The sequence below is a fragment of the Metamycoplasma canadense genome (genome assembly GCF_000828855.1).
GTDB classification, from domain to species: domain Bacteria; phylum Bacillota_I; class Bacilli_A; order Mycoplasmatales; family Metamycoplasmataceae; genus Metamycoplasma; species Metamycoplasma canadense.
In genome coordinates, this window is record NZ_AP014631.1 from 596,087 (window position 1) to 609,001 (window position 12,915).

Annotated in this window: 14 protein-coding genes and 2 rRNA genes; all 16 read left to right on the top strand. The window is 34.2% G+C overall.

What is annotated here, in order from left to right:
- Entirely contained in the window at positions 1-540 is a 540-nt protein-coding gene (gene rplF / locus MCAN360_RS02470) for a 50S ribosomal protein L6 (protein ID WP_045434168.1), read from the top strand.
- A 23-nt stretch (positions 541-563) separates the two neighbouring features.
- A complete protein-coding gene (rplR, locus tag MCAN360_RS02475; protein ID WP_045434170.1) occupies positions 564-911 on the top strand; it encodes a 50S ribosomal protein L18 in 348 nt (115 codons plus the stop codon).
- Positions 912-913: 2 nt separating this feature from the next.
- Positions 914-1,546 (top strand): 30S ribosomal protein S5, encoded by a 633-nt coding sequence (gene rpsE / locus MCAN360_RS02480; RefSeq protein ID WP_084111377.1) that lies wholly within the window; start codon positions 914-916, stop codon positions 1,544-1,546.
- A 36-nt stretch (positions 1,547-1,582) separates the two neighbouring features.
- Positions 1,583-2,017, top strand: a complete 435-nt coding sequence (rplO, locus tag MCAN360_RS02485; RefSeq protein ID WP_045434172.1) for a 50S ribosomal protein L15 — start codon at positions 1,583-1,585, stop codon at positions 2,015-2,017.
- Positions 2,017-3,486 (top strand): preprotein translocase subunit SecY, encoded by a 1,470-nt coding sequence (gene secY / locus MCAN360_RS02490; RefSeq protein ID WP_045434174.1) that lies wholly within the window; start codon positions 2,017-2,019, stop codon positions 3,484-3,486. The genes rplO and secY overlap by 1 nt, the downstream gene beginning before the upstream one ends.
- Positions 3,480-4,172, top strand: coding sequence for an adenylate kinase (locus MCAN360_RS02495; RefSeq protein WP_045434176.1), 693 nt, complete (start codon positions 3,480-3,482; stop codon positions 4,170-4,172). Before secY ends, MCAN360_RS02495 begins: the two co-directional genes overlap by 7 nt.
- Complete coding sequence (map, locus tag MCAN360_RS02500) at positions 4,166-4,918, top strand: type I methionyl aminopeptidase (protein ID WP_045434178.1); 753 nt, start codon at positions 4,166-4,168, stop codon at positions 4,916-4,918. Before MCAN360_RS02495 ends, map begins: the two co-directional genes overlap by 7 nt.
- Positions 4,918-5,154, top strand: a complete 237-nt coding sequence (gene infA, locus MCAN360_RS02505; RefSeq protein ID WP_045434180.1) for a translation initiation factor IF-1 — start codon at positions 4,918-4,920, stop codon at positions 5,152-5,154. The genes map and infA overlap by 1 nt, the downstream gene beginning before the upstream one ends.
- 14 nt (positions 5,155-5,168) lie before the next feature.
- Positions 5,169-5,282 (top strand): 50S ribosomal protein L36, encoded by a 114-nt coding sequence (gene rpmJ / locus MCAN360_RS02940; RefSeq protein ID WP_002881082.1) that lies wholly within the window; start codon positions 5,169-5,171, stop codon positions 5,280-5,282.
- A gap of 5 nt (positions 5,283-5,287) precedes the next feature.
- Positions 5,288-5,656 (top strand): 30S ribosomal protein S13, encoded by a 369-nt coding sequence (gene rpsM / locus MCAN360_RS02510; protein ID WP_004416979.1) that lies wholly within the window; start codon positions 5,288-5,290, stop codon positions 5,654-5,656.
- Positions 5,657-5,658: 2 nt separating this feature from the next.
- Positions 5,659-6,036 (top strand): 30S ribosomal protein S11, encoded by a 378-nt coding sequence (gene rpsK / locus MCAN360_RS02515; RefSeq protein ID WP_004416977.1) that lies wholly within the window; start codon positions 5,659-5,661, stop codon positions 6,034-6,036.
- A gap of 26 nt (positions 6,037-6,062) precedes the next feature.
- Positions 6,063-7,127: a DNA-directed RNA polymerase subunit alpha gene (locus tag MCAN360_RS02520; protein ID WP_045434183.1), complete on the top strand. Its 1,065-nt coding sequence runs from the start codon at positions 6,063-6,065 to the stop codon at positions 7,125-7,127.
- A complete protein-coding gene (gene rplQ, locus MCAN360_RS02525) occupies positions 7,127-7,492 on the top strand; it encodes a 50S ribosomal protein L17 (protein WP_045434185.1) in 366 nt (121 codons plus the stop codon). The genes MCAN360_RS02520 and rplQ overlap by 1 nt, the downstream gene beginning before the upstream one ends.
- Positions 7,493-7,518: 26 nt before the next feature.
- Positions 7,519-7,716 (top strand): 50S ribosomal protein L32, encoded by a 198-nt coding sequence (rpmF, locus tag MCAN360_RS02530; protein WP_045434187.1) that lies wholly within the window; start codon positions 7,519-7,521, stop codon positions 7,714-7,716.
- A 471-nt stretch (positions 7,717-8,187) separates the two neighbouring features.
- A 16S ribosomal RNA gene (locus MCAN360_RS02535) occupies positions 8,188-9,709 on the top strand.
- Between the two features lie 179 nt (positions 9,710-9,888).
- Positions 9,889-12,789, top strand: a 23S ribosomal RNA gene (locus tag MCAN360_RS02540).
- Together the 16S and 23S rRNA genes form the textbook arrangement of a ribosomal RNA operon.
- Positions 12,790-12,915: the final 126 nt, after the last annotated feature.

Genomic DNA, 12,915 nt, shown 5'->3' on the forward strand with positions numbered 1-12,915 from the left:
ATGTCAAGAATTGGAAAAAGAATTTTATTAATACCTCAAGGTGTTGAAGTTAATTTATCAAACAACCATATTACAATTAAAGGTAATTTAGGTCAATTAGAATATACATTTTCACCACTAATTTCAGTTATTATTGAAAATAATGAAATTAGAACTTTAAGAGCTAATGAAGAAAAAACTACAAAACAATTACATGGTACTACAAATGCAAATATTAGCAATATGCTAATTGGAGTTTCAAAGGGTTACAAAAAAGAAATTGAAATCAAGGGTGTTGGTTATAAAGCAACACTAAAGGGAAATGAGATTGAAATTATAGCAGGTTATTCGCATAATGTTATGAAGCAAATACCATCAAATTTAAAAGTCGAAGTACCAAAACCAACTAATATTATTATTTCTGGTATTGACAAACAAGCTGTCGGTGAATTTGCTGCAAATCTAAGAGATATTAGACGTCCAAGTCCTTATTCAGGTAAAGGTATTATGTATAAAGATGAAGTTATTAGACGTAAAGAAGGAAAGACTGCTGCTAAGTAGTTAATTAAATTAGGAGATTTATTATGTTATCAAGAAATGAAAAACGTAAAGCTAAGCATTTAAAAATTACTAATAAATTAGCAAAAGGTACAGCACAAAGACCACGTGTAGTTGTTTTTAAATCATTACATAATTTTTATGCTCAAGCTGTTAATGATTTAACTCATACAACACTAGCTTCATTTTCAACAAGACAATTAAATGAAAAAGGCAATAATATCGAAGCAGTTAAAAAAGTAGCAAAAGAATTTGCTTTAAAATTAAAAGAAGCAAAAATTTTAGAAATTGTTTTTGATCGTTCAGGATATATATATCATGGAAAATTAGCAGCATTTGCTGATACATTAAGAGAAGAAGGGATTAAATTCTAATCATGGCTGAAGAATTATTAAAAGAAACTGAAAAAGCAGCAGAAACTAAAGTTGTTTCAGTTTCTAAAAAAATAGAAAATAAAGAAAATTTAAAGCAAACAACCGAAAAAAGATTTTTTAGTCCTAAAAAACAATTTAATACAGTTGCAACACCAAAATTATTTGAAGAAAAAGTTATTGATATCGCTAGAGTTACAACAGTTGTTAAGGGTGGAAGAAGATTTTCATTTTCTGCTTATGTTGTTGTTGGTGATAAAAAAGGTAAGGTTGGATTTGGACACGGTAAAGCAAACGAAGTTCAAGACGCTATTAAAAAAGCGGTTAAAGATGCACAAAAAAATGTTTTCACGGTTCCTTTAGTTAAAGGTACTATTCCACACGAAATTAAAGAAAAATTCCTAGCTTCAAAAGTACAACTTCGTCCAGCTCCTAAAGGTACTGGTATTGTTGCTTCTAACACAGTTCGTGCAGTTGTTGAATTAGCAGGCTATACTGATATTTCAACAAAAACATATGGCTCAAGAACAAAACAAAATATTGTTCATGCTACTGTAAATGCACTTAAAAAATTAAAAACTGTTGAAGAAATTGCTAAATTACGTGATATTGATGTTAAACATTTATTAGCAAAATAATAAAATATATTATTAAAATAAGGAGATTGTTCAATTATGAAATTACATACATTAAAAGCAACACCTGGTGCTCGTAAAGAAAAACATCGTGTAGGTCGTGGTCATGCAGCCGGTAAAGGTAAACAAGCTGGTAGAGGACAAAGTGGACAAACTAAAAGAAGTACTGTTAGACTAGGATTTGAAGGTGGACAATTACCACTATTTAGAAGAATTCCAAAACGTGGTTTTAATAATGTAAATCACATTGAATACCAAGTTGTAAATCTATCTTCATTAGAAGAAAGATTTACTAATGGTGATGTTGTTTCATATGAAACATTACAGGCTAAAAACCTAATTAAAGGTAAATTACCTGTTAAAATTTTAGGAAATGGAACTTTAAGTAAAAAATTAACAGTTTTAATTCCTACACTTTCACAATCAGCTAAAGAAAGTATTGAAAAAGCCGGAGGAAAAATCGAGGTTCAATAATGGCTAAAAAAACAAAAGTAGAAAAGGAAACATATAACAAAAGACTTGAACGCAAATTAGCGATCGATAAGTTTTTTGTCCAAAAAAGAAACATTTGGTCAGAGTGATGAAAAAATCATAATCTTTTTAAAAAGATTTTATTCACTCTATTTATTATTGCCCTTTTCTTAGCTGCTGGAACAATTACTCTTCCAGGAGTTGAATTAGCTAATCAAAATAAATTGAATCAAGGTGATTTCTTTGGTATATTAAACTTAGTTGGGGGCGGTGGATTAAGACAATTCTCAATTGTTGCATTAGGAATTGGTCCGTTTATTTCTTCTTCTTTAATTATGATGATTTTACAAACGAAGGCATTCCCTGCAATATATCGTTTAAGTCAGTCAGGTCCATTAGGAAGAATTAAAATTAATTTTATAACTTATACAGCCACATTATTTTTTGCAATAATTCAAGCTATCTTGATAACAAGAGCACTTTTAAATCCAACTGATAATTTTGGAATTAAATTTTCGGATAATATCTTAAAAACATTGGGTGAAAAAGGTACTTTTGTTTATCAATGAGTAATAATTCCATTTTTATTAGTTGCTGGTTCATTTTTTTCATTATTTTTATCTGAACAAATTACAAATAAAGGTGTTGGAAATGGAACAAGTTTATTAATTTTTGTAGGAATTGCTAACTCATTAATTCCAACATTTAGACATGCTTTTGAATATTACATGCCATCTTTAAAAAATAACTCAGTAGTTGTTTTAAAAGAAACTATTAATTTTGTCGTTTATTTATTATCATATTTATTAGTTATTTTTATAGTGGTAATTTTTACTTTAGCAGAAAGAAAGATTCCGATTCAACAAGTTGGAGCTGGACTTTCAAAAAGTGAAAAAGAATTAAGTTATTTACCAATTAAGGCAAATCCTGCCGGAATTATGTCAGTTATTTTTTCAATGATGATACTTTCAGTTCCGACAATGATTGCAGGGTTATTCAATCCTGATACAAGCCGTTATTACCAATGAGTTTATTCAAATCTTCAACTAACACAGCCATTAGGATTTTTCTTATTTGTTATTATTACATTTGGGCTAACAATTTTAATGGGTATTCAACAATCTAAGATTGATAAAATTAGTGAAGATTTTGCAAAAAGCAGTACGTTTATTCCAGGTATTAGACCTGGTGAACAAACTGAAAATTATTTATTAAATACAGTTTTAAGATTATCATTTTTTTCAGCTGGTTATTTAATAATTTTAGGGGCATTACAATTTATTTTGCGTATGTTTGGAATGCCTGCTCCTATTGCTTTTGGGGGAACATCAATAATGATTCTTGTTTCAACAGCTACCGAAACAGTTCAACAAATTCAAGCAAGATATAAATCACAAGAGCTTGCAAGAAAAAGACGTATGATTAAAGAATTAAAAGAAGTATATGGAGAGGAAGAAGATTTAATATGATAAATAAAAAATGTGATTGTAAGGGACAAAAATGTTGTATTAAACCTAATTTAATTTTTATAGGTGCTCCTGGAGCTGGTAAGGGTTCCGTAGCAAAACTTCTTGTTGAAAAATTTGGATATTTTCAACTTTCAACAGGTGATATGTTTCGTCAAGAAATTAATAATCAAACAGAATTAGGGTTAAAAATTAAAAACATATTAGATTCAGGCAAATATGTTGACAATGATATTACTAATCAATTAGTGGAAAAAAAACTTTCAGAATTAGTTAAGAATAATATTCCTTTTGTTTTAGATGGTTTTCCAAGAACAATAGATCAAGCTGAGTTTTTAGAAAATTTAGAAACAAAAAATATTAAAATTGATAAAGTAATTTTATTAAAAATTACTGATGAACAAATTATTGAGCGTTTATCAAAAAGAAGAATTTGTCCTTTATGTAAAACTATTTATCATTTAGAATCATTTCCTCCTATAGATAATAAATTCTGTAAAAATTGTCATAAAGAAGTTGTTAAAAGAGCTGACGATGAAAAAGAAGTTATTTTAAAACGCCTTGCAATCTATAATGAGCAAACAAAATGTTTAATCGATTTTTATAAAAACAAAAATATTGTTTTAGAAGTAAGTAGTTATCAAGAATTAAACAATGTGTTTGAAGACGTTAAGAGGGCTTTAGAATGATAATAATCAAAAATCAATTTGAAATTAAAAAAATTAAAAAAGCCTGTGCAATCTTGGCAGAAGTTAAAAAAATTTTATGAGACTTCATAAGTCCAGGCGTTTCTTTAAAAGAAATTGACAGCGTCGCTTTTAAAGAAATAGTAAAAAGAGGAGGAAAACCGGCCTTTTTAGGTCAATATGATTTCCCCGCAACTTGCTGCATATCAGTTAATGAAGAATTAATTCACGGTATTCCATCAGATTATATTTTAAAAGATGGTGATATTGTAAAAATCGATACCGGAGTAATTTGAGAAGGTTACTATTCGGATTCGGCTTTTACAAAAGGCGTCGGAAATATTAGTGATAGTGATAAAAAATTAATTCAAGTTGCAAGAGACGCTTTTTATGCTGGTTTTAATGCAATTAAAGTCGGAAAAAGAGTAGGAGATATCTCAGCGGCGATTGGGAATTTCATTCGCCAAAAAGGATATTTTACTCCTGATGAATTTTGTGGTCATGGTATTGGAAGTAGATTACATGAAGATCCAATGATTCCAAATGATGGCATTGCTAATACTGGTCCAATTTTAAAAAATGGTATGGTAATTTGCATTGAACCAATGATTTTACAAAAATCTAAAAAAATTATAATTAAAAAAGATAATTGAACAGTAATTGATCCATTAGGGTTTAATACATCTCATTATGAGCAAACGATATTAATTGATAATGGTGAAGCTTATATATTATCAGGAGATAACATTTAATGGGAAAAAACAAAAAAGAAAAAAAAGAAGAAGTTATTAAAATGACTGGCAAAATAACTAAAATGCATTCAACAAAAAATTATGATGTTTTATTAGAAAACGATCAAGAAATAAAAGCTTATATTTCAGGAAAAATGAGTTTACATAACATTAAATTAATTCCTGGAGATGTAGTTGATGTTGAAATCAGTCCTTTTAATTTAACCTTAGGTAGAATCGTTTTTCGCCATAAATAATTAAGGAGAATTATATGAAAGTTAGAGCATCGATAAAACGTATTTGCAAAGACTGTAAAATAATCAAAAGACACGGTGTTAATAGAGTAATTTGCATTAACCCAAAACATAAACAAAGACAAGGATAATAAAAATGGCTAGAGTTTTAAATATAGAAATTCCAAATAATAAAAAAGCTCGTATTTCTCTAACATATATTTTTGGTATTGGCCCAACCATTGCTAAACAAATTTTAGCTGATGCTAATGTTGATGGGGAAAAAAGAGTTAAAGAATTAACAGAAGAAGAATTAACACGTATCAGAGATGAAGCTAAAAAATACACCACAGAAGGTGATTTAAAAAGAGAAATTAATCTAAATATTAAAAGATTAATGGAAATTAAATCATATCGTGGTATTAGACATAGAAAAGGATTGCCAGTAAGAGGTCAATCAACAAAGAAAAATGCAAGAACAAGAAAAGGTCCAAGAAAAACTATCGCTGGAAAGAAAGGTAAATAATAATGGCTAAGAAAAATAAAAAAGTTGTAACACAAGGTATTGCACATATTCACTCAACATACCAAAATACTATTGTTTCCTTTTCAGATTTAAAAGGTAATGTTTTTGCATGATCATCATCTGGAGCTATTGGTTACAAAGGAACCAAGAAAAAAACTCCATATGCCGCAGGCTTAGCAGCAGCAGCAGCAGTTGAAAAAGCTAAAGAATTTGGTTTAAAAGAAGTATCAATTTTAGTTAAAGGTGTTGGTCCTGGAAAATCAACAGCTCGTAAACAAATTGAAACAAGTGGTTTTACAATTAAAGATGTTAAAGATGTAACTCCTACACCTCACAATGGTACTCGTCCTCCAAAGAAAATTCTTAAAAGAGAAAAATAAAATTAACTAAAGAATAAGAGGATATTATGGAAAAAATTCAAAAAATTACTTATAAAGAATTAGTCGCCGAAAGAATTAATGATTTTAATACAACATTTGTTGTCGAACCTCTAGCAAGAGGATATGCAAATACAATGGGAACAGTATTAAGAAGAACTTTATTATCTTCAATTACCTCATTAGCACCATTTGCAATTAAAATTAATAATGTCGAACATGAGTTTCAAACAATTTCAGGTTTAAAAGAAGATGCTATTACCTTAGTTAGAAATATAAGAAATATCCGTTTTGTTTATAATCCTGAATTTTTTGCAAAAGATAATTTAGCAAAAATTTCATTTAGATCAAATAAAGAAGGTGAAATTTATGCTTATGATATCCCTAACACACCAGGGTTAGAAATTGTTAATAAAGACCAATATATTGCTAATATTTCTAAAAATGGATCATTGGAATTTGATTTATTTTTAAGAAGTGGTAGAGGATTTATTGATTTTGAAGAAAATAAAAATGTTATTAGTCAATATGGTTCAAAATTAGAATCAACAATTAAAAATGGTCAATTTTTAGCTATGGATAGTGATTTTAGTCCTATTAAAAAATGTGCAATTTCATTTGAAGAATTAAATAGTTCATCAAAATTAATTGAAGAAAGATTAAAAATTAATGTTGAAACTGATGGAACTCTTTATGCAAAAGAAGCATTAGAGCAAGCAGCTAAAATAATTGTTGCTCATTTCCAAATTATTGGGAATATAGATGCTTTGGAAACTATCGAATTATTTGAAGAAAATAAAGAAAAGAAAGAAAAAGATATTAAAGCTTCTATTCCTATTGAAAAATTGAATTTAACAATTAGATCATTGAATGCATTAAAAAGAGCAAAATATAACACAGTTGAAGAAATTTTAAAACTAAGCGACGAGGATTTATCTAATATTAAAAACTTAGGTAAAAAATCTATTGAAGATATTATTCAAAAAAGAGATGAGTGACTAGAAAGAACTGGTCATCTAAAAGAAGAAAATCAAGACGATTTCATAATAGAATCATTGGATCAAATAAATAATTTAGAAGAGGGAGATTTATAATGGCTAACCCAAAACAACTATTCCGTAGAAATACAGAATGATGAAACCATGTAGAAAGATCTTTAGTTACTGATTTATTAATTAATGGACAAGTTAAAACCACTTTAGAAAGAGCAAAAAGAATTAGATCAAACGCTGAAAAAATGATTACTTTAGGAAAGAAAAATACTCTTTCAACCCGTAGACTAGCTGCAAAATTTTTAAGACTTATTCCTTCAAAAATTGAAAACAAGGATTCATTACAATATTTATTTGATGTATTAGCACCAAAATATAAAGAAAGAAATGGTGGATATACAAGAATTATTAAAATTGACAATCGTGCTGGTGATAATGCGAAAATGGCAATTATTAAACTAGTTTAAAATAAAGTTAAGGAGATTTAAGTAAAATGGCTATAGTTCCTAAAAGAAAAACCTCAAAACAAAGAAAACATTTAAGAAGAAGTCATCACGCATTAGAAGCACTTATTTTAGTTGAATGTAAACATTGTAAACAGTCAATTATTCCTCATCAAGCATGTAAATATTGTGGATTTTATAAAAATGAAAAAGTTTTAAAAAATGCTATTAACGATAAAATTAAATAATTTATTTATATTTAGAATATAAGATCTAAAAATGGTCTGTTATTACTTAATTGTAAGTTCAAGTGTAACACAAATAAAGTAAATTTAGTTGTGTAAAACTTGGACTTTTTTAATTATTATTGTAAATTTTTTAAAAAAGAATAAGTTCGATGTTTACAAATGAGGCTGTTAATTAAGCTTACTTCTTATGATTATTAAAAAAAATAAAAATTTTTATCATTTTATTTTTTATTTGTATATACTTATATAGGTTTTATTTTTTAAACACTTTTTTAATATTTAATTATCTATGTTTTTAAGAAATAAAGCAAAAAAATATTTTTTGTTTAAAAAAAATAGAAATGTGTATAATACTTAATGTAGCCATTTTAAAGCTACTAGTGTTAATACGCTAAAATGATAGTTCTTTGAAAACTGGATACGAATACCATAACGTCAATTTAATTTTTATAAATCATAATAACCAAATCAAATTTTAAGAGTTTGATCCTGGCTCAGGATGAACGCTGGCTGTGTGCCTAATACATGCATGTCGAGCGAGGTTCTTTTGAACCTAGCGGCGAATGGGTGAGTAACACGTACTTAATCTACCCTTTAGATTGGAATACCCAATGGAAACATTGGCTAATGCCGGATACGCATGAAATCGCATGATTTCAATGTGAAAGGAGCCCTTAAAGCTCCACTAAAGGATGAGGGTGCGGAACATTAGTTAGTTGGTAGGGTAATGGCCTACCAAGACTATGATGTTTAGCCGGGTCGAGAGACTGAACGGCCACATTGGGACTGAGATACGGCCCAAACTCCTACGGGAGGCAGCAGTAGGGAATATTCCACAATGAGCGAAAGCTTGATGGAGCGACACAGCGTGCACGATGAAGGTCTTCGGATTGTAAAGTGCTGTTATAGGGAAAGAACACTTGGTTGAGGAAATGCTTCCAAGCTGACGGTACCCTGTCAGAAAGCGATGGCTAACTATGTGCCAGCAGCCGCGGTAATACATAGGTCGCAAGCGTTATCCGGAATTATTGGGCGTAAAGCGTTCGTAGGCTGTTTATTAAGTCTGGAGTCAAATACCAGGGCTCAACCCTGGCTCGCTTTGGATACTGGTAAACTAGAGTTAGATAGAGGTAAGCGGAATTCCATGTGAAGCGGTGAAATGCGTAGATATATGGAAGAACACCAAAGGCGAAGGCAGCTTACTGGGTCTATACTGACGCTGAGGGACGAAAGCGTGGGGAGCAAACAGGATTAGATACCCTGGTAGTCCACGCCGTAAACGATGATCATTAGTCGGTGGAGAATTCACTGACGCAGCTAACGCATTAAATGATCCGCCTGAGTAGTATGCTCGCAAGAGTGAAACTTAAAGGAATTGACGGGGACCCGCACAAGCGGTGGAGCATGTGGTTTAATTTGAAGATACGCGGAGAACCTTACCCACTCTTGACATCCTTCGCAATGCTATAGAGATATAGCGGAGGTTAACGGAGTGACAGATGGTGCATGGTTGTCGTCAGCTCGTGTCGTGAGATGTTTGGTCAAGTCCTGCAACGAGCGCAACCCCTATCTTTAGTTACTAACGAGTCATGTCGAGGACTCTAGAGATACTGCCTGGGTAACTGGGAGGAAGGTGGGGATGACGTCAAATCATCATGCCTCTTACGAGTGGGGCAACACACGTGCTACAATGGTCGGTACAAAGAGAAGCAATATGGCGACATGGAGCAAATCTCAAAAAGCCGATCTCAGTTCGGATTGGAGTCTGCAATTCGACTCCATGAAGTCGGAATCGCTAGTAATCGCAGATCAGCTACGCTGCGGTGAATACGTTCTCGGGTCTTGTACACACCGCCCGTCACACCATGGGAGCTGGTAATACCCAAAGTCGGTTAGCTAACCTCGGAGGCGACCGCCTAAGGTAGGACTGGTGACTGGGGTGAAGTCGTAACAAGGTATCCCTACGAGAACGTGGGGATGGATCACCTCCTTTCAACGGAGTACACAATGTTATGGAAAAATTATTTGTATCCAGTTTTGAGAGATTTATCTCTCTTTTTGTTCTTTGAAAACTGAATATCGACATTGAAAAATTAAATTATTAATATTTCAAAGTTTAGATCAACCTATAGAATATATCATACAATAGACAAACAATAGGTCTTATACTACTATTAAACAAGATAAGAGTTTTTGGTGGATGCCTTGGGTCTGGAAGTCGATGAAGGACGTGATTACCTGCGATAAGCCTCGGTTAGTTGGAAATGAACTGTGATCCGGGGATTTCCGAATGGGGAAACCTAATTGAGCTAATCCTCAATTATCATATCGATGAATAAATAGTCGAATGAAGAGACACGCTGTGAATTGAAACATCTCAGTAGCAGCAGGAAGAGAAAATAAAGAATGATTCCCTAAGTAGTGGCGAGCGAAAGGGGAAAAGCCCAAACCAACATTTGTTGTTGGGGTTGTAGGACTACATTTCAGAGTTACAAAATTTGCATATAGCAGAATAAGTTGGAATGCTTAAACAAAGAGGGTGAAATTCCCGTAAGCGAAATATGCAAATCTCTTTGTAGTATCCTGAGTAGGGCGGGGCACGTGAAACCCTGTCTGAATCTGCCGGGACCACCCGGTAAGGCTAAATACTAACCAGACACCGATAGTGAACTAGTACCGTGAGGGAAAGGTGAAAAGAACCCCGGGAGGGGAGTGAAATAGATTCTGAAACCAATTACTTACAGTTAGTCAGAGCCCGTTAATGGGTGATGGCGTACATCTTGCAGAATGGACCGGCGAGTTATGTCAACATGCGAGGTTAAGTGGAATAAAGCGAAGCCGTAGAGAAATCGAGTCTTAATAGGGCGCTTAGTATGTTGATATAGACCCGAAACCAGGTGATCTACCCATGAGCAGGTTGAAACTTAGGTAACACTAAGTGGAGGACCGAACCGTAGTACGCTAAAAAGTGCCCGGATGACTTGTGGGTAGGGGTGAAATTCCAATCGAACTTGGAGATAGCTGGTTCTCTCCGAAATAGCTTTAGGGCTAGCGTGTAGTGTTAAGTGATGGGGGTAGAGCACTGAATATGGAATGGCGGCGCCTAGCTGTACTGACTATAATCAAACTCCGAATACTATCATGAATTACTATGCAGTTGGTACATCGGTGATAACGTCGATGCACGCGAGGGGAACAACCCAGATCGTCAGCTAAGGTCCCAAAATTGTGTTAAGTGAGAAAGGTTGTGGAGTTTCTTAAACAGCTAGGATGTTGGCTTAGAAGCAGCCATCGTTTAAAGAGTGCGTAATAGCTCACTAGTCGAGAGACTCTGTGCCGATAATTCAACGGGACTAAAACACAATACCGAAGCTACGGGCATGAAAATGCGTTAGGAGAGCGTTGTAAGGGCATTGAAGTCAGACTGTGAAGACTGGTGGAGCGCTTACAAGTGAGAATGCCGGTATGAGTAACGATTCAGAGTGAGAATCTCTGACGCCTATTGGGGAAGGTTTCCTGGGCAAGGTTCGTCCACCCAGGGTTAGTCGGGTCCTAAGACGAGGCCGAAAGGCGTAGCCGATGGACAACAGGTTAATATTCCTGTACTTTCTATAAATGTGATGGAGTGACGGGGGAGGATAGTTTTACCACTTACTGGATTGTGGGGTAAATAGCAACTGGGTTATGTAGGCAAATCCGCATGATTTAACCGGGAGCTATGACGCATAGCGAAAAGGCAACTGAGTAGCGAATTAAATGATTTCATACTTCTTAAAAAAGCTTCTAACATTAAGTTTATATGAAACCCGTACCGAGAACGGACACACGTCCCCAAGATGAGTATTCTAAGGCGAGCGAGAAAACCAATGTCAAGGAACTCTGCAAATTCATCCCGTAAGTTCGCAAGAAGGGATGCCCACCCTAAAAAGTGGGCCGCAGTGAATAGTAAGGGGGAACTGTTTATCAAAAACACAGCTCTATGCTAAGTCGTAAGACGATGTATATGGGGTGACTCCTGCCCAGTGCCCGAAGGTTAAGCAAAGGTGTTAGCTTTATGCGAAGCATTGATGTGAAGCCCGGGTGAACGGCGGCCGTAACTATAACGGTCCTAAGGTAGCGAAATTCCTTGTCGGCTAAATACTGACCTGCACGAAAGGAGTAATTATCTCTTAACTGTCTCGACATTGGACTCGGTGAAATTATGGTTCCGGCGAAGACGCCGGAGACCCGCATCTAGACGAAAAGACCCCGTGGAGCTTTACTATAACTTCATATTGGAGTTTGATTTAACTTGTGTAGGATAGGTGGGAGACTATGATGCTTAAACGCTAGTTTAAGTGGAGTCGACGTTGAAATACCACCCTTGTTACGTTGAACTTCTAACTTGTTACCATGATCTGGTAAGAGGACAGTGTGTGGTGGGTAGTTTGACTGGGGCGGTCGCCTCCTAAAGGGTAACGGAGGCGTTCAAAGTTACACTCAATACGGTCAGAAACCGTATCATAGAGCATAAAGGTAGAAGTGTGATTGACTGTGAGACCTACAAGTCGAGCAGGTGCGAAAGCAGGACTTAGTGATCCGGCGGTTCTTCGTGGAAAGGCCGTCGCTCAACGGATAAAAGCTACCCCGGGGATAACAGGCTTATCTTTCCCAAGAGATCACATCGACGGGAAGGTTTGGCACCTCGATGTCGGCTCATCGCATCCTGGAGCTGGAGTCGGTTCCAAGGGTTGGGCTGTTCGCCCATTAAAGCGGTACGCGAGCTGGGTTCAAAACGTCGTGAGACAGTTTGGTTCCTATCTGATGTGGGCGTTGGAATATTGATGAGAGCTACTCTTAGTACGAGAGGACCGGAGTGGACGTACCGATGGTGTGCCAGTTGTTCCGCCAGGAGCATAGCTGGGTAGCCAAGTACGGCAGGGATAACCGCTGAAAGCATCTAAGCGGGAAGCCCCCTCAAAGATGAGTATTCCCTATTAAATTCCTTATAGACTATGAGGTTGATAGGCTGGAGGTGTAAGTATAGTAATATATTCAGCTGACCAGTACTAATAAATTGATTGGTTTAATAGTAATTCTATAGAAGTAATCTAAAAGTTAATCGATATTCAGTTTTCAGAGAATAAAACAAAGAGCCAATTCGGCTCTTTTTTATTTTATTATTTCAAAATAAATAAATTTAAATAGAAAAAATATATA